We start from the raw sequence: 20,019 nt of genomic DNA, 5'->3' as shown, positions 1-20,019 counted from the left end.
AAGTGAAATAAATATTTTATTAACTTTTTAATCATATAAGTAAAAGGAAGGAGTGTGTATAGTGAAAGAACGTCATGAGCTTCTCCATGAAATGGAGTTGTTGTTTCGCAGTGTATTTCGTCAGCTTCGACAAGAAATTAACAGCGTATTTGATTCGGAGCTATCAACTAATGCTTTTATGATTCTTCGCATGTTAAGAAATGAAGGTCCTCAAAAATCAACGGACATTTCAAAGCACCTGCAGGTATCCGCTAGTCATATTACGGCTTTGACGGATTTGCTTTTATCTAAAGGGTATGTGGAACGGAAAAAGTCAGAAGCAGATCGAAGAATTGTTGAAATTGTCATTACTGAAAAAGGGCATGCTATATTTGAGGAAATTGAAGCAAAAAAAAGAGCATATTTTTTTGAACGGTTTAACGATTTTACAAATGAGGAAATTCAAATTATGAATACATTATTTCAAAAAATTGATCGTTCTGCGGAGCGACAGTCAAACTAAGAGACAGGTACGCCGAAAAAATGATTCACTAGGTGAATTATTTAGTTACCGAAAGGAGTAGACATATGGAACATTTAGAACATCGAAAAAAAGTAGCCATTATGATTGCAATTATGTCAGCAATGCTGTTTACAGCCGTAAACCAAACGATTGTGGGTACTGCATTGCCACGTATTATTGCTGAGCTACAGGGAATTGAGTATTATAGCTGGGTATTTACAAGCTTTATGTTAGCTTCCAGTATCACAGCTATTTTAGTAGGGAAGCTTTCAGATATTTACGGACGCAAGCCGTTTATTTTAACAGGTATCGGTATTTTCATCATCGGTTCACTATGTGCAGGTTTTTCAAATACAATGATTCAATTGATCATCTTCCGAGCTGTTCAAGGCCTTGGTGGAGGTTTAATTATGTCGACTGCATTTACAGCAGTTGGAGATTTATTTACGCCGCGTGAGCGCGGTCGTTGGCAAGGGTTACTAAGCTCAGTCTTTGGTTTAGCCAGTGTATTCGGTCCAACACTTGGCGGTTGGATTGTTGATAATGCGAACTGGCACTGGGTTTTCTGGGTATTCTTACCGTTTGGTATCGTTGCATTCGTTCTAATTTGGATGCTGTTTCCAAGCGTTGAAAAACGAGAAGGTGAAAAGGTCGACTATGCGGGTTCACTATTCTTAACAACAACCATTGTACCGCTACTACTAGCGTTCTCGTGGGCTGGTTCTAAGTATGATTGGGTGTCAACACCAATCATCAGCTTGTTTATTGGAACCATTGTATCGTTAGCTATTTTTATTATGGTCGAGCGAAAAGCAAAAAGTCCGGTATTACCACTTCACTTATTCCGTAACAACATCTTTACGCTCTCAAACGTTGTTGGGTTTATTTTAGGTGCTGGAATGTTTGGAGCAGCGATGTATATTCCGTTCTTTATTCAAGGTGTTATCGGTCGTTCTGCAACGGCGTCTGGATTGATTATGATGCCAATGACGCTTGCGATGGTACTTGCAAGTACGCTCGGTGGACAATATATTACGAAAACAGGTAAGTATAAAGGTTTAGCAATCATTGGCTTAGCTATCATGTCAGCAGGAATGTTCTCACTGTCAGCAATGAATCAAGATTCGACGTCAACAAACGTAATCATCAACAATATTTTAGTGGGTTTAGGATTAGGAATGAGCTTCCCAGTATTTACGCTAATCATTCAAAATGCTGTTGAACAGCGCTACCTAGGTGTAGCAACAGCATCCAGTCAATTGTTCCGTCAGCTTGGTGGTACAGTTGGGGTTGCGATTATGGGAACAATGATGAACTCACGTATGTCTAGCCATATGACAGAAGAGGTAAGCGGAGCATCTGTTCCTCCTGAATTAGCTTCGAAACTTCAGGGGCTAGATCCACAGGTACTAATGGATCCTGCGCGCTTAGCAGATATTCAAAAACAGGTACCAGCATCCATGCAACAAGCATTTGATGGCTTTGTATCTATTCTTCGTGAAACGCTAAGCTATTCACTAACAGGCGTTTATCTAACTGCTGGTTTTATTGTTGTAACGGGTGTAGTCCTAACGTTCTTTATTAAAGCTATTCCGCTTCGAATGAGTCAGCGCGTAGATGAAAAAGAAAACGAAGAACATGAAAATAAGGCAGGGTAACGAAGAGGGAGCTTCATAGCTTCCTTTTTTTCTATACATAATAGTCGGTGAAGCAAGATAGTTGGTATCTCAATTAATCAGTCGTATAATAAACATAAATAATCAAGAGGAGGTCTTCTCGTTGACACAATCTAACCATCAATTAGCCACGTTTGCTGGAGGCTGCTTTTGGTGCATGGTAAAGCCGTTTGACGAACAGCCAGGCATTCTAAAAGTTGTATCGGGCTATACTGGAGGCCATACTGAAAATCCAACGTATAAAGAAGTATGTTCAGAAACGACAGGACACTATGAAGCGATTCAAATTACATTTGATCCCGAAGTGTTTCCATATGAAAAATTATTGGAGCTTTACTGGCCTCAAATCGATCCAACCGATCCAGGAGGACAGTTTGCTGATCGCGGAGACTCTTATCGCACAGCAATCTTTTATCATAATGATGAGCAAAAGCAGCTAGCGGAAGCTTCAAAGCAACAGCTAGAAGAGAGCGGCCGTTTTTCAAGCCCTATCGTAACTCAAATTTTACCTGCAAAGCCGTTTTATGAAGCGGAAGAGTATCATCAAGATTACTACAAAAAGAATAAATTTCGCTATTCAATGTACCGTCGAGGTTCCGGTCGCGATCGGTTTATTAAAGAGAACTGGAAAGATATCGGTAGAGATGAAGAGTTGAAAAAACGCTTGACGCCAATTCAATACGAGGTAACACAAAATGACGCAACCGAACCTCCATTTCGAAATGAATTCTGGAATCATACAGAAGAAGGAATCTATGTAGACATTGTTTCTGGAGAACCACTCTTCAGCTCACGAGATAAATATGATGCTGGGTGCGGCTGGCCGTCCTTTACCAAGCCAATTAATAAGGAAGAGGTAGAGGAAAACATGGATGTTAGTCATAATATGGTTCGAACGGAAGTGCGTAGTAAAACTGCAAATTCACATTTAGGTCATGTTTTTGAAGATGGTCCGACGGAAGCTGGAGGGTTACGCTATTGCATCAACTCAGCCGCTCTTCGATTTGTCCCTAAAGATAAGCTTGAAGAAGAGGGATACGGTGAATATGTAGCGCTATTTAACTAATAAAAAGAGTGAGTCACGATGAAGGTGACTCACTCTTTTTTTGAGGTTCCTGCTGTGGTTCAGGTGTTCGTTTGCTTCCTTTTATTTTCGAACGAATAATGCTGAAAATAAATAGAAAAGGAATGTAAAAATAAATAACGTATGTCCCTATTTGAGAAACGGTATTATTTAAAAGGTCAATGTTTTTTCGATTATCAAAGAAAATTGAAAGAGCTAATAAGGTTAGCATAAATACCAATAGGTAAATAGTAGACTTTCCTCGAAATGTCCGTCTCATCCCTCGAACGCTGCACCATAAGGTTGTACAAATTGCTGGCAGAACAACAAGAAGCCATAATGAAATTACAACGTATTCAAATCGTTGAATAAAGGGAATTTCAATAATTTTAGCCATTGTGAGCGTCGGCCAAATCGTTTTTAAAAGCTGCCCTTGACTAAAATAAACAAATGTTACAATTGTTAAAAATGTATAGAGAACGGTTGTAAATAAAAGCCCAGCTTGCCCCCACTTGTAACTAGAGGGTCCATTTTTAATGTAGGGATAAAAAAATAAAATCGATTCAAACCCCAAGTAGCTAAACGTCATTGTTTTAAAAGAAGTAAACAACTCACCAAAGCTATGATCTAAAATCGGTAAGATATTATTTACTTCGCCTAGCGAAAGTGGATAAAACAATGAAAAAAATAAAGGTAATGGAAGGACGACTCCAAAGAATGCAATACCTGTAATGACGCGAAAACCACCTGAAATAATATAATAGATGAGAGGAAGATAAATAAGTGAAATACTCCAAGTGGTGAGCCGCGGGAACATCCAGACTTGGAGGACTTCAATATATGTTCGATAAATCGTGATTGCAAAAGAGAAAAAGTATAGGCATAAGATGATATTAAATAGATTGCCAATCCATTTTCCAAAATACAGGCGATGAATTTCAATGACATCCGTATTTTCACGTTTTAGTACATAAAAGCACATCCAAAACAGCACAGAGACGGCTAAGCCAGAAGCAATAACTGAAATCCAAGCGTCATGTCCGCCACCCTTCACAATATATCTTTGAAACCCCAGCATTCCAACCCCTACTTGCACGGAATGAATCAAAAAGAACAGAAAAGACGGAGAGACTTGAAATTGTTCTTTCACATTGTTTTCCACGTTGTTCCCTCCTACTGACTAATGCCTGTTTGAACTAGATTCACATGCGCTTTTACATGGATATCCATGTCCGAATAGTTTTCTCTAAAGCGTTGGCTGTCAAAGTTCCGCGTACGGCTACGAACGTAATCCGTAAAACAAATGGGGTCAACGCCAAGCTTTTGCAGCTTTTTAATTAAGCGATCACTGTCTTTTTCTAAGTTCGTAGTTAGCTTTTTCTCAAGCATATTGACATTAGATGGCTTTGTTAGTTTCAGCCATTGTGGAAACTCTTTTACAAGGCCGTCAATATTTAAATGGACAACAATGATGGGATTATGACGGTTCCCTTTTAATTCGTAATTCGTTTTGGTTCGCAGATTTTCTAAAAAAACTTCGCCTGAATGCCCTTTGTGCTTCATATCCATTGTATAGCGACCGTGCTTCGTCCCATCCAGGAGTAGCTTCATTAAAAACGCCTCTTTCATATCGATTGAAGAAATGTATTTTTCATTTTTAAACAATGCAACTCCTTCTAATTTAATTGCATCTTTTTCTTGGGATAACAACGGTAAAAAAGGATCGCGGTCGTCGCTAAAAAAACTAAATAAAAACGTTTGTAAGTTGGTTCGCGGTAGGTTTTCAGTTTTAATATTCTGGTCAATTAGATTTGAGATAAACTGATAATCTTTAATTTTCTTTCTCGTAACAGAGCTTAACATCTCATGTGCATTACCATCTGTGATGGCTACTTTAATCGTACGCCCTAAGTCAGGATTTCGAGCAAGCGTATTGACTAAATCGCGCATTCCGTGTTTGGCATAATCTTCACCAATTATGACGCTACGCAATTGGCCAAATGCCAAAGGGAGTGAAGACTTAACATTTAAATGGAGAGGGACATCAAAAGAACTATCGCCTTTGGCTGCAATGATGCTTGGTTCTTCCGTTGGTCCATATTTAAAGATGGGATATAAAATGGTTCCTCGAATCTTGTCTTCGTCCTTATCGTAATCGAATCCTATCGCATTCACGACTTGTATCTCATCAATCACTTCTCGATCCGCACAGCTAATTAGAAAGATGCTACAACAAGCTATAATTATTAATTTTTTCATTGCTGTATATCCTCCTTGCTTACTCTCGGTCTAGATTTTGTTTCTTTTTTGATTTTTCAGGATTATAGCGGAACCAGCTTAAAGGTCTTAAATACCCAGGGCGTTTTGCCGTTTTGCTATATGGAAGTCTAAGCAACGTATCTCGTTGGCTTTTTGCTCGAAATGGATAGACAGGAACTAAATAAGGCATACCCAGGGATTGTAATCGAATTAAATGAACGATTAAGTAGCAAAAGCCAAACATGATACCGACCAGTCCATACAAGGCTGCAAACAGTACAAAAGGGAAGCGCAAAAGTCGAATCGTATTAGACATCTTAAAAATTGGCGTTGTAAACGATGCGAGCGCAGTTAGAGAAACAATAATGAGCAAAACGTTACTAGTTAAAGCAGCTTCAACGGTTGCTTGCCCAATAACAATTCCCCCAACGATTCCAAGCGTTTGGCCGACTTTAGAAGGTAGTCTGGCTCCGGCTTCTCTAAGCAGTTCGATGGTTATTTCTAAGAACAACACTTCTACTACAGGAGGAAAAGGGACATTTGTTCTTGAGAAAATAATTGGTCCCAGTAAATCTTTTGGCAACATTTCATAATGATAGGTAACAACGGCAACATATAGCGGCGTTGCAAAAATAGAAAAGAATACGCCAAACATTCGAATTAAGCGAAAGAATGAGCCTAGCACCCACGGTAAATAATAGTCTTCAGGTGAGATGAAAAAATCAAGCAGCGTGGATGGTCCCGTCACTGCATATGGAGAACCGCTTGAGAAAAAAGCAACTTGACCGTTTCGCAAGGTAAACAATACGCGGTCTACTCGCTCCGTTGTTAAAAACAAAGGAAAAGGAGTATTGGAGTTATCTGAAATGAGCTGCTCTAGCATGGTGCTATCAAAAATAACGTCAAAGTCAAGGGACTCTAAGCGCTTTGTCATGGTATCTACATGCTGTGGGTTCGTGATGTCCTCTAAATAAACGATTACTACCCGAGTTTTAGACTTTTGTCCGACCGTAATTTCCTTGAATACCAAATGCTCAGAAATTAATGTCTTTCGCATGAGATATAAATTAACGTCTAGGTCTTCTACAAATCCGAGCTTTGGACCTACAACGCTAAACTCATTTTCAGTTTCATTCTCTGTTCGAAATCCCGTATCAAAGCTTTGAACTTTAATTAACGCAACTTCTTTATCATCAGTATGAAGCTGAAACATAACATACCCGCGAAGCATCTTTTCCAAAATTTCTTGGGTATCTTTGGTGATAGAGATATCTTCAATCGGTAATACGTTTTCGACTTCGTTGACGTTTGTTAACGTAAAGTCAATGAGCTGAATAGGCTTTATAATTTTATCTTCAACGCTTTGCATCTGGACGAGCTGTTTAAAGTACGTAATGACGTATTTCTTATGCTGAGCTCCAATAGCGAGCGTTGTAAAATCACTGGATTTACTAAATTGCTCAATAATTTCATCTAGGGTTTTCTTTGGTTGTTGATCAGCATTGTTCTTTTTAAATAAATTTTTGAACATAAGTATCTCCTTGTCATCAATCCTCATCTGTTATTGGTAGTTTGTTCATGTGTTTCCTTTTTATGCGATGAAACTTTTCTCCTGAAGGATTAGTGCATTTGAAGGATTTTTTGGCTTGTAAACAGGGATTTACGCGATTTTAACGAATCTTTACATTGCCATAAAAGTGCATTTACAAAAAATTGTTAGATTTAAGCATGTAGAAAAAAGAGCGATACGAAGGGAGCACGATGAAATGAAAAAGAAATTATTAGGGGCAACGCTTGCTGGTGCTGTAGCACTCGGTTCTTTTGGATTAGGAAATGCATTAATGGAAACTGAAGCGAAGGGGCCAAAACAGCAGGAGAAAAAACCAAAAAACGTTATTATGATGGTAACGGACGGAACAAGCTCAAGCACAACAACATTAGCAAGATGGTATAAAGGTGCACCTCTACATATGGATCAGTTAATGGCTGGAGGGGTTCGCGCTTATTCAGCTGAATCAGCAATTACGGATTCAGCACCAGCAGGAACAGCATTGGCTACTGGTAATAAATCTAACTCTGGATACGTAGGAGTGCTTCCTTCACTTGTCACAACACCTGGTGTTGAACAAATAAAAGAAGAAGACAAGTACCGCCCCGTTGCAAATGTTCTAGAAGGAGCAAAGCTATCTGGAAAAGCAACAGGAATTGTGGCAACTTCTGAAATTCAACACGCAACGCCAGCTGGTTTTTCAGCCCATCATCACGATCGTAATAACTTTGATGTACTAGGTGAGCAGCAAGTATACCAAGGCATAGACGTTGTACTCGGTGGTGGTAAGCAATCACTTGTTACAGGAGAAGGTAGTAAAAACCGTAAAGACGGTGAAAACTTAGTTGAAGTAATTGACGAAAAGGGCTATGATTTTGTAGAAAATCGCGATGAGTTATTGAAATCAAAATCAGATAAAATTTGGGGTTCATTCTCAGATTCAGCGCTTGCTTACGAAATGGACCGTAAACAAACAAAGCCCCAAGAGCCGACAATTTCAGAAATGACGGATAAAGCACTTACTACGCTTTCAAAGGACAAGGATGGATTTTTCTTATTCGTTGAAGGCAGTAAGCCAGACTGGGCGGCACATGCAAACGATCCTGTTGGAATGGTAAGCGACGTGTTAGCTTTTGATAACGCAGTAGGGAAAGCAGTCGAGTTTGCGAAAAAAGATAAAAATACAATGGTTATTGTTGTATCAGATCACGGTAATAGCGGTATTTCAATCGGAAGTAAAAATACAGATAAAAACTATGATACAACGCCTGTTTCAGCGTACATTGACCCGTTGAAAAAAGCGAAAATGACGTTAGAAGGTGCAATGGGCTCTCTAAATAAAGACTTATCAAACAAAGAAGAAGTGGCTGCTTTATACGGGTTAGACAACTTAACGGTTGATGAAAAGAAACAGTTAGATGCAGCGAAAGATAAAAATGCAATTGGAGTAACATTATCTAAACTGCTGGCAAATCGTGCAAACCTAGGCTTTACGACAGGTGGGCATACGGGTGAAGACATGTTCTTATATTCATACGGAGTAGATCGTCCTGTGGGGCATTACGATAATACTGATCTTGCTAAGCATATGGCAAAAGCAATGAATTTCGACTTAGATAAACTAACGGATGAGCTATTTATTGAAGCTACAAAAGCATTTAAGGGTGCTAACGTAACAGTAAATAAACAAGATCCACAAAACCCTGTACTAGTTGTAAAATCAAACAAGCGTACGGTTGAGTTTCCTGTTAACAAAAATATTGCGGTTGTGAATGGAAAAGAAATTGAAATGAATAGCGTTGTCGTACAAGATAAAAACGGCCGCTTCTTTGTATCAAAGCAAGCACAAGACATTGTAAAAAAAGGCAAATAAGCATGTGAAGCATATAGCTCACCGGAAGTGAATTCTTCTGGTGGGCTTATTTGTTTTTGTTTCATCTCTTATTAATAGTCAAAAAGACCTATATAAAAATACGATTTTTAGGCATTTCTTTATGCATAAGTGGAAGAAGTATAGTATGATAGACTTGGTTTATGAATTGATTAGTTCATTTCTCATATATATGTTGTTACGGTTATATGCTACACTTTTGATATCCAAATACTTACTAAATTTGAGAGAAACTAGCGAGATTTTTCTCCTTAGCATAAATGTTCATTTTTGTTTTTAATTTGACGGAATAGATAATGTAAAAGGATTAGAAAGAATGTTAGAAGGAGCGACGTTTGTGAAAGTATTAATTGCAGATGATAATATAGATTCAATTGAAATCTTAGAATATTTTATTTCTCAGGTACCTGGCTTTGATGTCATTGGCTCTTGCAGGGATGGTGAAGAGTTAATTCAGCAAGTAATGGTACAAAGTCCAGAGCTTATTTTGGTAGATATTAATATACTGAGCATGAGCGGATTAGAAGCTGTCAAAGAATGTTTGAAGATTAAACCAGATTTACGCTTTATCTTTATAACAGGGTATGATCAGTTTGCGGTTGAAGCTTTCGAATTATCTGCGCTTGATTATATTATTAAACCGATTGAAAATCAGCGTTTATATGTAGCTTTAGAGCGCGCTAAAAAAACGCTTGCTAAACAAGAAAAAGACAACTCAACTAAATCAAGAGCAAAGCGATTACCTGTTAAATTTAACGGATCTACTTACTATATACCAATTAACGAGATTGTTTTTATTGAAAAATCAGGAAAGAAATGTTTAATATTCACACAGTTGAGAACATATGAAACATATGAAAACATCAGTGATATTTATATGTATTTAGATCCAAACGTTTTTAGCCAAACGCATCGATCTTATATTGTTAATCTGGAAAAGGTCTCTCATATTACTCCTAGAAATGAAACGTACCTAGTCTACTTTTTGAATTTTGATGAATATGCTCATATCTCGAAATTGAAAATTCAAGAAGTGCAAAAGCAGCTCCATGATCTAATGGTCAATTAACAGTTGAATTAAATACACTTGCACGTAACAGCAGGCGAGTCTTTGAAACGGTTCGTCTGTTTTTACGTCTTGCTTATGAGAAAGGAGCGAATGACTCTGGAAGGGAATTATAATTTATTTACCGTTTTGCTGGCAATAGTAGTGGGCATTCTAGCTGCTTATACAGCCTTAGACTTAATTGAAAGAAGCAGTAGCTCATCACGCCTCATAAAAAATGGGTGTTGATGGCAGTTACAGCGAATGCACTACAAGATGATATTGAAAAAGAAGTGAACATGGGGCTTGAAGATTATATCACCAAACCCATCCATTTTGAGACATTTTTACACAAGTTAGCACGTATACTGAATGGAAAGAAATAAATAACTATTCTTCCATTGACAAGTTGGAAAAAGTTACGTATTATGATAATAACTTAATACACTTACTTCGTCTAAGGAGTAAAGGGGAGTAGCGTCAGGGAAACCTGAAACAAAGTCGTCATTCCATGGATTCTGTCCATCGGCTTTGTTGGCATAACGAGTTTATTTATGCTTAGCAAGACCTTTGCCATATTTGGCAAAGGTCTTTTTGTGTTTTCTTTGCCGAATTAGGGAAAAAGATTAGTAAGAGAGAAAAGAGAGGAGAATGTTTATGGATGCATCATTGTTATTAGAATATGGGTGGGTGTTGCTTGTTCTCATCGCCTTAGAAGGAATTTTAGCTGCCGATAATGCGCTTGTAATGGCAATTATGGTAAAGCACTTACCAGAAGAGCAGCGTAAAAAAGCGTTATTTTACGGGTTAGCGGGGGCATTTATCTTCCGTTTTGGTTCACTATTTGCAATCTCGTTCTTAGTGGATGTTTGGCAAGTACAGGCAATCGGAGCAGTATATTTACTGTTTATCGCGATTAATCACCTCGTAAAGCGCTATTTGAAAAAGTCAAAACATGATGAAACCGTTACAAAGGAAAAAAAGGGTTCAGGTTTTTGGATGACTGTTTTAAAAGTAGAGTTAGCAGACATTGCGTTTGCGGTCGATTCAATTCTTGCAGCGGTAGCTCTTGCTGTCACGCTTCCAAATACTCCACTACCTAAGATTGGTGGGCTAGATGGTGGACAGTTCGCCGTTATTTTTGCAGGTGGATTAATTGGATTAATTATCATGCGTTTTGCAGCAACATGGTTCGTAAAATTATTAAATCAACGCCCAGGTTTAGAAACGGCTGCGTTCTTAATTGTTGGTTGGGTAGGGGTTAAATTAGCAGTATATACGCTTGCTCACCCTGAATTAGCAATTGTTGATGAGCATTTCCCAGAGTCAAAAGGATGGAAACTTTTCTTTTGGATCGTGCTGATTGCAATTGCTGTTGGCGGCTGGTTCTTATCGAAAGGTAAAAATCAAAGTGAAATTGAAGGTTCAGATGATGCACAAGATGCATTGAAAAAAGTAGATCATCAATAATCAAAGAGGCTGAGACATAAGTAATTCAGCCAACGATAAACCTGAACGATTGAGAGTTACTCGCTTTTAATCATTCAGGTTTTTTGTTGATTGTGAAAACAAACGTATTCTAACAACGTAAAGAGGTGAGAAAAGGAATTGTTCTTCTTTTTGGAAATTTGTTTTGTTATGTCCCACCCTCTTTTTTGCATGAGAAAAGCAGGTGCCTAGAGCACCTGCTTTTAGCCATGTTATGAAGTTGTTAAAATTATTTGTTTTGCCCGTTTAAATGAGCTTGAGCTTGTTGTACTAGACGTTTTGTAATTTCGCCACCAACTGATCCGTTGCTACGAGCAACCGTATCAGAGCCTAAAGTTACTCCAAATTCTTGAGCGATTTCTGCTTTGTATTGATCTAAAAATTGTCCAACGCCAGGAACTAATAATTTATTTGATTTAGCCATGGTTTCATTCTCTCCTTTTTTAAGTTCAACGAATAATTATCGTTGTAGTCGTAGTATGTACTCTCGTTTTCTTGCCATACTGGTAATGGTTTGAAGGAGATAATAAAAAGCCCAACTTCAGAAGAAGTTAGGCTTTCTTGTTTTATTTTACAACTGCATATTGATCAACTGATTGAGCAAATGATTTTTGTAGAGATTTTACTTGCTCTACGTACGCATCAGATACTTGTTGAAGCTCTTCACGCGTTTTCTTTTGCTCTTCTAGTAGCTGTGTGATGACTTGGTGGTATTGCTCTTGTGCTTGTTTCACCATTGTATAACCAGTTTTGCTTTGGTTTACAGATAATGATTGTAGCTTGCTTAATGCTTCGCTCATGCGATTCGTCCACTCTTCGTATGAGTCTGCCACAGCGTTGCCTGCAGTTTTACGTAAATTTTCAACTGTTCTTTTCTGAAGGTTTTCAAGCTCAGCTTTCCATTGCTTATCAACTTCTTGAAGTTGTTCAACTGCTTTTGAGACAAATTCTTGCTGTTGCTCTAATGTTTTTAACGTCCAAAGCTCAACTTGCTTATTTCCTTCAGCGATGTTTTCTAATCCTTTTGTCCATTGATCCCACATTGCATCGATTACTGTTTCATACTTTACTGTTGCCATAATCAAATTCCTCCTCGGTTGATTGGCTTGCGAACAGAATAAATTTATGAAACGTTAGTGGTGTTTGTCGTAGGTGTAAGGCTTAACATTTCAGCTAGCTCGCGAAATAGCCGTTATTTTTATATAAGGAAACGCAGCATCAAACTACGTGACTCCTTTTGTACATGCAAATTACTTTTGATTCTCATCTTTTTTTGTACCTGAGCTGAATGGAAAAAACATGTCTGTATACATGGAAAAGAATGAATCCAACATATTTTGATATTGCTCTAATGATGAAGCCCACATCGTTAAGTATTGTTCGCCAGCTTCCGTTAATGAGTAGATACGTCGAGCTGGTCCTTCAGCAGATGTATCCCATTGTGAAGTAATAAGGTTATCTTTTTCAAGCTGTCTCAAGGTGCGATATACGTTTCCTTGGTCGACGGATGTAAAGCCAAAGCTCATTAGCTGTTGAATTAGCTTATAACCATGTAAATTCCAACCCCGAAGGCTCAGTAATAAAAAAGGAATCATAAAGTTTTTTGGTGCACCACTAATCGATTTTTCAAGGTTAGCGGAGTTTGAAGCAGAGGCGTTATCTTCTTTACTTGTACTCAAGTTAATCACCCCTTTTTGGTAATTTATCTCTATATGTGTAATTTACACCTAGATGAGATAAAAGTCAATCATTCCCTTGGGTTTTTTTAGAAACGACAAAAAAACAAAAGGTTTCGACAATTTCTGTCAAAAATTTTCAAAAATAATCAAATATTGGGAATTGTTTATCGTATCAAACAACTCTATAATAGTATACGTAAGATATTTTTAACACTTTTACATTTTGTTGGCGCAAGTAGAAAACAAATTAAACAATAGTAAGCGTTCTTATTGATGATAATGATTGCGTTTACTTCGTGCTTCCTAATATGTCCACATGCGTTTTCGTCATGAGCATATTGAGAGCCATCACTTTTAATTACGTGGAAAGGAGATGGAAAATTGGAACAGCAAAAGATGTTAGATCCGTTTCAAGCATGGAAAGACGTATATGACAAAACTGAGTCTTACTGGGGAAAAGTTATTGGAGACAATATGAACAGAGAAGAGTTCTCACAAATGATGGGAAACGTTCTGAACATGAACCTTCAGTATCAACAAGCTATTAACGAAGTAACAGGGCGCTATTTTCAACAGGTCAACATTCCAACAAAGGAAGATGTAGCAAACGTAGCTTCACTTGTTATTAATGTAGAGGAAAAGGTAGAGGCGTTAGAAGATCGTTTCGATGATCTTGAAGACAAGCAAGATAGTCCAGCTTTCAAGCGTGAAGTCACTAAGCTGAAGTCAGATGTAAAGTCGTTAGACAAAAAGCTAGATAAGGTATTGTCACTGCTTGAAGAGCAGCAGGATACGCAAGCTGTGCTGCAAGAGTTAATTCAAGAGCAAATTCAAGAGCAAATTCAAGAGCAAGGTGAACAGCTAAAAGCCGAGCTGTTGGAGCAAGTAAAAGTAGAAAAGCCGAGCGAGCAACCGGCTCAAAAGTAAGACAAGGGGACAAGTAAACACATCATACTACTGTTTATGTAGAACAATTACAATTGATGAGGCCAGGGGGAATTTTTGATGACAGAATTACAAGGTAAAGTAGCAATCGTAACAGGTGGATCTAAAGGAATTGGAGCGGCTATTACACGTGAATTAGCATCACAAGGTGTTAAGGTAGCTGTAAACTATAACAGTAGTAAAGAATCTGCAGAAGCTATTGTCAATGAAATTAGAGAAAACGGCGGTTCAGCGATTGCTGTTCAAGCGGACGTATCGTATGCAGATCAAGCTAAACACCTTGTTGAAGAAACAAAAGCAGCGTTTGGCCAGCTTGATATCTTAGTAAATAACGCTGGTATTACGCGCGATCGTTCTTTCAAAAAGCTTGGAGAAGAAGATTGGAAGAAAGTGATTGATGTTAATTTACATAGTGTGTATAACACAACTTCTGCTGCTTTAGGTGACTTAGTAGAAGCAGAAGCAGGCCGCATCATTAACATTTCATCTATTATCGGTCAAGCAGGCGGGTTCGGTCAAACAAACTATGCAGCTGCAAAAGCTGGTATGGTAGGCTTCACAAAGTCGCTGGCACTTGAGTTAGCAAAAACAAACGTAACGGTTAATGCTATCTGCCCTGGTTTTATTGAAACTGAAATGGTAATGGCAATTCCAGAAGAAGTACGTGCTAATATTGTTGCGAAAATTCCAAAGCGCCGCTTTGGTCAAGTAAATGAAATTGCACGTGGCGTTGTGTACTTAGTTAAAGACGGAGCTTATATCACAGGTCAACAACTAAACATTAACGGTGGCTTATACATGTAATTGTTCGTTCATATAAAAGTAGCCCTGACGTTTTGTCGGGGCTGTGCTTTTTCGCTCATGATTAAAAAGAAAGGTGGATGTTTTCATGGCAACTCCATATATCCAAGAATGGGAAAAGTTAATCAAATCAATGCCTAGCGAATATAAAAGCTCAGCTCGACGCTTTAAGCGTGCTTATGAAATTGTCACAACGGAAGCAGAGCCAGAGGTAGGATTGACGCCAAAAGAAGTGATTTGGAAAAAGAATAAAGCGAAGCTATATCGTTACACTCCAACTCAAGAAAAACTACACAAGACGCCAATTTTACTTGTATATGCTCTTATCAATAAACCATATATTCTCGATTTAACACCTGGCAATAGCCTAGTGGAATATTTATTAGAGCGTGGCTTTGATGTGTACCTGTTGGATTGGGGTACGCCTGGCGTAGAAGATAGCGGTATGAAATTGGATGATTATATCATGGACTACATTCCGCGCGCTGCCAAAAAAGTACTGCGTCACTCAAAAGCACCTAACTTGTCCGTGTTAGGTTATTGTATGGGTGGTACGATGACGGCAGCCTTTGCGGCTTTACATGATGAATTGCCAATTAAAAACTTGATCTTTATGACAAGTCCGTTTGATTTTTCAGACACTGGTTTATACGGCGCATTTCTAGATGAACGCTACTTTAACTTAGATAAAGCCGTCGATACGCTAGGTAACATTCCACCTGAAATGATTGACTTTGGTAATAAGATGTTAAAGCCAATTACAAATTTCTACGGTCCTTACGTAACGCTAGTTGATCGTTCAGAAAATCAACGCTTTGTTGAAAGCTGGAAGCTTATGCAAAAGTGGGTAGCCGATGGCATTCCGTTCCCAGGTGAAGCATATCGTCAGTGGATTCGAGATTTTTATCAGCAAAATAAGCTGATTAATGGCGAGCTAGATATTCGTGGACAAAAGGTTGATTTAAAAAATATTAAGGCTAATATTCTTAACATTGCTGCAAGCAGAGATCACATTGCAATGCCTCATCAAGTTGCTGCGTTAATGGATGCTGTTTCAAGCAAAGATAAAGAATATAAGCTTCTTCAAACAGGACACGTTTCAGTTGTATTTGGTCCAAAAGCGGTTAAAGAAACGTACCCAACAATTGGTGATTGGCTACAAAAGCGTTCAAAGTAAAACTTTTTAATAAGCGAAATGTAGCTAGAATAAAAGCTGTACGTGTAGTGGTTTTCCTGCACGTACAGCTTTTATTATTAATGGGAAAAAGAACTTTTTATACTGAAATTCCTGTTTGGTAATGACAACGGTCACTTGTTCTTTTATACTAAATAAAGCTATCTCTTCTTTTAGTGAGTAAAAGAAAATAATACATAAGGAAGAAAAATTCAAAAAAAGGGAAAGCTATTATGTATTATAAAAAAAGGAATGTCTATCATGCGTCGAAATTGGAAACATCGAATTAGGCAAATGTCCTCAGCACAAGTTATTGTCGGCTTTTATTTGACGGCCGTGACGGTTGGTTTTTTACTTTTAAGCATTCCAGCAGCATTAAAGCCAGGGGTGGAGCTAGATTTAATTAACCGTTTATTTATTGCTGTTAGCGCGGTAAGCGTAACAGGCCTCACGCCCGTTTCAACAGCTGAGACGTTTAGCACATTCGGATATTTTATTTTAGCATTTATTTTTCAAATAGGTGGAATCGGTGTTATGACACTAAGTACATTTATTTGGCTTTTAATTGGAAAAAAGATTGGCTTAAAAGAACGACAATTAATTATGATGGATCATAATCAGTCCAAATTATCTGGACTCGTTAATTTAATGAGAAATGTACTGCTTCTTATTTTTGCCATTGAGGCAATTGGTGCATTGGTATTAACGCTTCACTTTCATCAATATTATTTAGATTGGAAAGAAGCATTTTTACATGGTTTTTTTTCATCTATTAGTGCGACAACAAACGCTGGGTTTGATATAACTGGAGCTTCGTTTGTTCCATATGCTAACGACTATTTTGTTCAAGTCGTGACGGTGCTCTTAATTACGCTAGGAGCAATTGGTTTTCCAGTTCTAATTGAAGTTAAGCACTTCTTTTTAAAGCGTAAAGAAAAGCGTAAGTTTCAGTTTTCTCTTTTTGCAAAATTAACGTCTATTATGTTCTTAGCCTTGTTAGCTGTTGGAACTTTGTTAATTTTGCTTTTAGAACAGAATGCGTTTATGGCAGGGAAGTCTTGGCATGAAGCATTCTTCTATGCCTTTTTTCAATCAGCCGCAACCCGAAGTGGTGGAGTAGCCACGATGGATGTTAGTGAATTTACGCTACCGACGCTGCTTATCATGAGTGCCATGATGTTCATTGGAGCATCTCCAAGCTCCGTCGGTGGAGGGATTCGGACGACCACGTTTGCTCTAAATATTTTATTTTTGTTTTATTATGCAAGAGGAAGTAAAACAATAAAGATTTTTAGACGAGAAATTCATGAAGATGATATTACTAAATCTGTAGCTGTGTCTATGTTTGCCATTATTATCTGCTCCACTTCTGTTATTATTTTAACAATCACAGAGTCGTTTTCTTTAACAGAGATTATTTTTGAAGTGTGTTCAGCCTTTGGAACGACAGGCTTATCAATGGGAATCACGAGTGGCTTATCAGATGTAGGGAAAATACTCATTATTATTCTGATGTTTATCGGTCGAATTGGAATGCTCGTATTTATTCTAATGCTTCGTCGTCCAAAAACAGAACCAGACTATCATTATCCAAAAGAACGCATTATTATTGGGTAATTCATTAAGCGTTTTGACAGGTTTTACTGCTCATAAGATCTATGCACTTGCACAAGCTAGTATAGAGCAAATGCTTATAATCTTATGAGGAGGTTATTACAATGGCAAAACGTAAAGTAGCACATAATCCAGCACAAAAAAATAATCAAACGCCAAAAGAAAGCTTACCCGATACAGAATTTTCAGCTGAATATGGCGGAGAAGACACATATAAAGCAGCAAACCGTAATTCAAAGCACGGAAAGCAAGGACAAAGCAAATGACGAAAAAAGATCATAGACACCTTGCCCACTCGAAAGAAAAGCAAACACAACTTTTACAAGAGGAGTTTGGACCTGAAATGGGTGATCCAAACGCAGCTAAGTTTTTAGAGATGGCTGAAATTGCAAAAGCTGAGAAAAAACATAAGAAAAAGCAAAAAAAGAACTGTTAAAAAAAGACCTCGATACGCGTATCGAGGTCTTTTCCGATTAGCTCACTACTGGCAAATCAAAGGCTTCAACAGGAGAGGTAAACAGTTTCGTCTCGTTGGCTTTTTGATCATAGTAGAATAAAATTAAAGACTGCTTTTCTACAATTTTTCCAGTGTTTTTGTAGTATGCATAATCAAATGGAAGCAGCTCAAGAACAGTGTGCTTATAAAGCTCTTTTTCCGTTAGGTTTTCATCGACAAAGTCATCGCCTAATACCGTTGGCTTTGCAAGTATTTGCTGATAGTAATGAGAACGAACTTGCTTATCTAACTTATCATCCCACCAAGGTTTGCGAGGCTTGTGTTTTTGATTGAATAAATAGTCAATCTTCATGAAGCCTTCAATGATTGCTTCGTTTTTAAAGCTTTCTGTTTCAATATATTGTTTTAAGCGTTTAAACAAATCTTCAAGCTGGTGTCCAATACGTGCCCAGCCCATCTCATTCCAGAAAGTACCAAAGTTTTGGAAGAAATCAAATGGCGTTTCGTAACAGTTCTGGACCAGGAACTCAATCGTCTCGTCCATGCGGTGATCATTCCAGAATTTCTCTAAGATATCCTCAACGTGCTTAATACGAACAACATCAGAAAACGGCAGAACGTTATTACTTAGAATTTCATACGGTGACTGGTCCATAAACTGATAGTTGTAACGCTGCGCACTAAGGCGTAAACCTGTTCCACGAAGCATCTTTAAAAACCCGAGCTGAAGCTCTTCTGGACGCAGAGCAAATACGTCATTAAACGTGTTTTTAAACGAATGGTAGTCTTCATCAGGAAGGCCTGCAATTAAGTCTAAGTGCTGATCGATTTTACCGCCATCTTTGACCATCGTAACGGTACGAGTAAGCTTTGTGAAGTTTTGCTTACGCTTTACAAGCTCGTTTACAGCATCGTTTGTCGACTGGACACCAATTTCAAAGCGGAAGAGTCCAGCTGGTGCATGGTCATTTAAAAACTGAATAACTTCTGGACGCATGATGTCAGCCGTAATCTCGAATTGGAAAACAGTACCAGGCTTGTGCTCGTCAATTAAGAACTGAAACATTTCCATAGCATAGCTGCGGCTAATGTTGAATGTGCGGTCCACAAATTTGATGGTTTTAGCACCGTTATCCATTAGATAGCGAATGTCATCTTTGATTTTCTCGCGGTCAAAGTAGCGCACGCCTACTTCAATAGAAGATAAGCAGAACTGACAGCTAAACGGACAGCCGCGACTTGTTTCAATATAGACAACACGCTTAGATAAAGAATTGCGATCCTCTTCAAACCGGAACGGTGAAGGCATTTCGCGAAGATCAATTTTATTGCGCTGTGGATTCACTACGTGTTTCCCATCTTGTCTAAATGCAACACCGCTGACGTTTTCAAACTGACGGTTTCCATGAAGCTCATCTAAGAGCTGCTTGAACGTTTCTTCTCCTTCACCAATTACAATGAAATCAGCTTCTGGAATACGGTCTAGCCAGTACGGAATATCATATGTTACTTCCGGTCCACCGAAAATAATCGTTAGGTTAGGGTTAATTTTTTTTAACATTTGTGCGACTGTAATCGTTTCTTCAATGTTCCAAATATAGCAGCTAAATCCAATGATATCAGGATTGCGCTTATATAAATCCGTCACGATATTCATCGCTGGATCTTTAATCGTATATTCAGCCATCTCAACGTGATAGTCAGGTTCTGCGTATGCTTTTAAACATCGAAGGGCCAAAGATGTGTGAATGTATTTGGCATTCAATGTACTGACAACAATGTTCATGTAAAAAGGCTCCTTTATTTAACATAATCTTAAACCAATTCACTATTGTAGCACATTTAATGGACAAAGTATAAAAGTGATAAGAAATCC

General features: G+C 38.1%; 20 protein-coding genes and 1 riboswitch. Of the genes, 13 read left to right on the top strand and 7 right to left on the bottom strand.

All coding sequences use genetic code 11. The annotated features are described in order from the left end of the window. The first annotated feature begins 61 nt into the window (after nucleotides 1–61). From BFL01S_RS05505 to msrA, 3 genes are all read left to right on the top strand, one after another. A complete protein-coding gene (locus tag BFL01S_RS05505; RefSeq protein ID WP_025910204.1) occupies nucleotides 62–502 on the top strand; it encodes a MarR family winged helix-turn-helix transcriptional regulator in 441 nt (146 codons plus the stop codon). Between the two features lie 65 nt (nucleotides 503–567). Then, a complete protein-coding gene (locus tag BFL01S_RS05500) occupies nucleotides 568–2,160 on the top strand; it encodes an MDR family MFS transporter (RefSeq protein ID WP_061785092.1) in 1,593 nt (530 codons plus the stop codon). A 121-nt stretch (nucleotides 2,161–2,281) separates the two neighbouring features. Continuing rightward, on the top strand, nucleotides 2,282–3,244 hold the full coding sequence (msrA, locus tag BFL01S_RS05495) for a peptide-methionine (S)-S-oxide reductase MsrA (protein WP_025910207.1): 963 nt from the start codon (nucleotides 2,282–2,284) through the stop codon (nucleotides 3,242–3,244). A gap of 13 nt (nucleotides 3,245–3,257) precedes the next feature. Here the strand turns inward: msrA and BFL01S_RS05490 are convergent, their stop codons facing one another. Genes BFL01S_RS05490 through BFL01S_RS05480 form a run of 3 tightly spaced genes read right to left on the bottom strand, consistent with a single transcriptional unit; the run spans nucleotide 3,258 to nucleotide 7,031 of the window. Then, entirely contained in the window at nucleotides 3,258–4,403 is a 1,146-nt protein-coding gene (locus BFL01S_RS05490; protein WP_025910208.1) for a GerAB/ArcD/ProY family transporter, read from the bottom strand. A gap of 11 nt (nucleotides 4,404–4,414) precedes the next feature. Then, nucleotides 4,415–5,500 (bottom strand): Ger(x)C family spore germination protein, encoded by a 1,086-nt coding sequence (locus BFL01S_RS05485; RefSeq protein ID WP_061785091.1) that lies wholly within the window; start codon nucleotides 5,498–5,500, stop codon nucleotides 4,415–4,417. Between the two features lie 19 nt (nucleotides 5,501–5,519). Further along, nucleotides 5,520–7,031, bottom strand: coding sequence for a spore germination protein (locus BFL01S_RS05480; protein ID WP_061785090.1), 1,512 nt, complete (start codon nucleotides 7,029–7,031; stop codon nucleotides 5,520–5,522). A gap of 235 nt (nucleotides 7,032–7,266) precedes the next feature. Between BFL01S_RS05480 and BFL01S_RS05475 the strand changes: the two genes are divergently transcribed. From BFL01S_RS05475 to BFL01S_RS05465, 4 genes are all read left to right on the top strand, one after another. Next, nucleotides 7,267–8,922: an alkaline phosphatase gene (locus BFL01S_RS05475; protein ID WP_061785089.1), complete on the top strand. Its 1,656-nt coding sequence runs from the start codon at nucleotides 7,267–7,269 to the stop codon at nucleotides 8,920–8,922. Nucleotides 8,923–9,277: 355 nt separating this feature from the next. Next, on the top strand, nucleotides 9,278–10,009 hold the full coding sequence (locus tag BFL01S_RS05470) for a LytR/AlgR family response regulator transcription factor (protein ID WP_235859203.1): 732 nt from the start codon (nucleotides 9,278–9,280) through the stop codon (nucleotides 10,007–10,009). A 224-nt stretch (nucleotides 10,010–10,233) separates the two neighbouring features. Then, nucleotides 10,234–10,371, top strand: coding sequence for a response regulator (locus BFL01S_RS20285; RefSeq protein ID WP_156413467.1), 138 nt, complete (start codon nucleotides 10,234–10,236; stop codon nucleotides 10,369–10,371). Nucleotides 10,372–10,442: 71 nt separating this feature from the next. Then, a riboswitch (yybP-ykoY riboswitch) is annotated at nucleotides 10,443–10,545 on the top strand. 97 nt (nucleotides 10,546–10,642) lie between these two features. Next, nucleotides 10,643–11,455, top strand: a complete 813-nt coding sequence (locus BFL01S_RS05465; protein ID WP_061785087.1) for a TerC family protein — start codon at nucleotides 10,643–10,645, stop codon at nucleotides 11,453–11,455. 247 nt (nucleotides 11,456–11,702) lie between these two features. Here BFL01S_RS05465 and BFL01S_RS05460 read toward each other — a convergent pair whose 3' ends face one another. The 3 genes from BFL01S_RS05460 to phaQ all read right to left on the bottom strand — a co-directional run bounded on the left by BFL01S_RS05460 (nucleotide 11,703) and on the right by phaQ (nucleotide 13,152). After that, nucleotides 11,703–11,897: an alpha/beta-type small acid-soluble spore protein gene (locus tag BFL01S_RS05460; RefSeq protein WP_025910214.1), complete on the bottom strand. Its 195-nt coding sequence runs from the start codon at nucleotides 11,895–11,897 to the stop codon at nucleotides 11,703–11,705. A gap of 142 nt (nucleotides 11,898–12,039) precedes the next feature. Beyond that, nucleotides 12,040–12,552 (bottom strand): polyhydroxyalkanoic acid inclusion protein PhaP, encoded by a 513-nt coding sequence (gene phaP / locus BFL01S_RS05455; RefSeq protein ID WP_025909640.1) that lies wholly within the window; start codon nucleotides 12,550–12,552, stop codon nucleotides 12,040–12,042. Between the two features lie 171 nt (nucleotides 12,553–12,723). Then, nucleotides 12,724–13,152, bottom strand: a complete 429-nt coding sequence (phaQ, locus tag BFL01S_RS05450; protein ID WP_025909639.1) for a poly-beta-hydroxybutyrate-responsive repressor — start codon at nucleotides 13,150–13,152, stop codon at nucleotides 12,724–12,726. Between the two features lie 381 nt (nucleotides 13,153–13,533). On the opposite strand from phaQ, the gene phaR reads away from it, so the two are divergent. From phaR to ykzE, 6 genes are all read left to right on the top strand, one after another. Then, nucleotides 13,534–14,079, top strand: coding sequence for a polyhydroxyalkanoic acid synthase subunit PhaR (gene phaR, locus BFL01S_RS05445; RefSeq protein WP_061785086.1), 546 nt, complete (start codon nucleotides 13,534–13,536; stop codon nucleotides 14,077–14,079). 78 nt (nucleotides 14,080–14,157) lie between these two features. Next, nucleotides 14,158–14,901: a 3-oxoacyl-ACP reductase gene (locus BFL01S_RS05440; RefSeq protein ID WP_025909637.1), complete on the top strand. Its 744-nt coding sequence runs from the start codon at nucleotides 14,158–14,160 to the stop codon at nucleotides 14,899–14,901. A gap of 85 nt (nucleotides 14,902–14,986) precedes the next feature. Continuing rightward, complete coding sequence (locus BFL01S_RS05435) at nucleotides 14,987–16,075, top strand: class III poly(R)-hydroxyalkanoic acid synthase subunit PhaC (RefSeq protein ID WP_025909636.1); 1,089 nt, start codon at nucleotides 14,987–14,989, stop codon at nucleotides 16,073–16,075. 207 nt (nucleotides 16,076–16,282) lie between these two features. Further along, a complete protein-coding gene (locus BFL01S_RS05430) occupies nucleotides 16,283–17,689 on the top strand; it encodes a TrkH family potassium uptake protein (RefSeq protein ID WP_268873881.1) in 1,407 nt (468 codons plus the stop codon). A 101-nt stretch (nucleotides 17,690–17,790) separates the two neighbouring features. After that, nucleotides 17,791–17,952, top strand: coding sequence for a protein YkzP (gene ykzP / locus BFL01S_RS20655; protein ID WP_167556158.1), 162 nt, complete (start codon nucleotides 17,791–17,793; stop codon nucleotides 17,950–17,952). Then, nucleotides 17,949–18,122, top strand: coding sequence for a protein YkzE (ykzE, locus tag BFL01S_RS20650; RefSeq protein ID WP_167556157.1), 174 nt, complete (start codon nucleotides 17,949–17,951; stop codon nucleotides 18,120–18,122). Before ykzP ends, ykzE begins: the two co-directional genes overlap by 4 nt. A 37-nt stretch (nucleotides 18,123–18,159) precedes the next feature. Here the strand turns inward: ykzE and BFL01S_RS05425 are convergent, their stop codons facing one another. Then, a complete protein-coding gene (locus BFL01S_RS05425) occupies nucleotides 18,160–19,929 on the bottom strand; it encodes a B12-binding domain-containing radical SAM protein (RefSeq protein WP_061785084.1) in 1,770 nt (589 codons plus the stop codon). Between the last annotated feature and the right edge of the window lie 90 nt (nucleotides 19,930–20,019).

This window comes from Priestia flexa NBRC 15715 (assembly GCF_001591565.1).
In the GTDB taxonomy this organism is placed as follows: Bacteria; Bacillota; Bacilli; order Bacillales; family Bacillaceae_H; genus Priestia; species Priestia flexa.
This window is presented reverse-complemented; position numbering and strand designations above follow the sequence as displayed.

Excerpts from the sequence above, each read along its gene's own strand:
- BFL01S_RS05500 (WP_061785092.1), top strand. The coding sequence starts at position 568 with ATGGAACATTTAGAACATCGAAAAAAAGTAGCCATTATGATTGCAATT.
- ykzP (WP_167556158.1), top strand. The coding sequence starts at position 17,791 with ATGGCAAAACGTAAAGTAGCACATAATCCAGCACAAAAAAATAATCAA.
- BFL01S_RS20285 (WP_156413467.1), top strand. The coding sequence starts at position 10,234 with ATGGCAGTTACAGCGAATGCACTACAAGATGATATTGAAAAAGAAGTG.
- BFL01S_RS05485 (WP_061785091.1), bottom strand. The coding sequence starts at position 5,500 with ATGAAAAAATTAATAATTATAGCTTGTTGTAGCATCTTTCTAATTAGC.
- ykzE (WP_167556157.1), top strand. The coding sequence starts at position 17,949 with ATGACGAAAAAAGATCATAGACACCTTGCCCACTCGAAAGAAAAGCAA.
- BFL01S_RS05425 (WP_061785084.1), bottom strand. The coding sequence starts at position 19,929 with ATGAACATTGTTGTCAGTACATTGAATGCCAAATACATTCACACATCT.
- BFL01S_RS05465 (WP_061785087.1), top strand. The coding sequence starts at position 10,643 with ATGGATGCATCATTGTTATTAGAATATGGGTGGGTGTTGCTTGTTCTC.
- BFL01S_RS05480 (WP_061785090.1), bottom strand. The coding sequence starts at position 7,031 with ATGTTCAAAAATTTATTTAAAAAGAACAATGCTGATCAACAACCAAAG.
- BFL01S_RS05475 (WP_061785089.1), top strand. The coding sequence starts at position 7,267 with ATGAAAAAGAAATTATTAGGGGCAACGCTTGCTGGTGCTGTAGCACTC.
- BFL01S_RS05440 (WP_025909637.1), top strand. The coding sequence starts at position 14,158 with ATGACAGAATTACAAGGTAAAGTAGCAATCGTAACAGGTGGATCTAAA.
- BFL01S_RS05435 (WP_025909636.1), top strand. The coding sequence starts at position 14,987 with ATGGCAACTCCATATATCCAAGAATGGGAAAAGTTAATCAAATCAATG.
- phaP (WP_025909640.1), bottom strand. The coding sequence starts at position 12,552 with ATGGCAACAGTAAAGTATGAAACAGTAATCGATGCAATGTGGGATCAA.
- BFL01S_RS05460 (WP_025910214.1), bottom strand. The coding sequence starts at position 11,897 with ATGGCTAAATCAAATAAATTATTAGTTCCTGGCGTTGGACAATTTTTA.